Origin of the sequence: Streptococcus sp. 3874, from assembly GCF_013276425.1 — a bacterium.
GTDB lineage: Bacteria > Bacillota > Bacilli > Lactobacillales > Streptococcaceae > Streptococcus > Streptococcus pseudopneumoniae.
This window is the reverse complement of sequence record NZ_VMLA01000122.1, coordinates 1-528: the sequence shown is the minus strand read 5'-3', so window position 1 is coordinate 528 and position 528 is coordinate 1. Positions and strand designations below refer to the sequence as shown.

The window sequence follows — 528 nt, the reverse complement described above, 5'->3', positions numbered from 1 at the left end:
TATGCAGCTACTAAATAGACTATTAGGCATGGAATGGAACAAAGGGTTCGTGAAGTTTGAAGAACTCAAAAATTACGCCAAAGCTCCATATACAACACCTAAACGAGATTAAAGAACAGCGAAATCCCTTGTCGCGCAAGGGGGTAGCTGCCCTTTTGTATTTTTTAAGTGATAAAGTCGGGTGTCTCTTTAACCTGCTTCAATTTCGAACATTATTAGACTTCCTGCGAAACAATATATGGTATAATAGTTCTATGGATTATGAAGCAAGTAAACAACTAACTGATGCACGATTTAAGCTCCTGGTTGGTGTTCAGTGCACGACTTTTGAAGAGATGTTAGCTGTATTAAAAAGAGATTATCAAGGTAAACACGCAAAAGGGGGACGAAAACCTAAACTAAGCCTAGAATACCTTCTTATGGCGACTTCAATATGTGCGAGAATATCGAACTTATGAAGAAATTGCGGCTGATTTTGGTATTCACGAAAGCAACTTAATCCGTCGGAGTCAATGGGTTGAAGTAACT

The 528-nt window shown here is 38.6% G+C and carries 1 pseudogene; it reads left to right on the top strand.

Going from position 1 to position 528, the window contains the following annotated elements:
* Positions 1-254: 254 nt before the first annotated feature.
* A pseudogene (locus HT703_RS10555) lies at positions 255-528 on the top strand (transposase family protein); the annotation flags it as partial.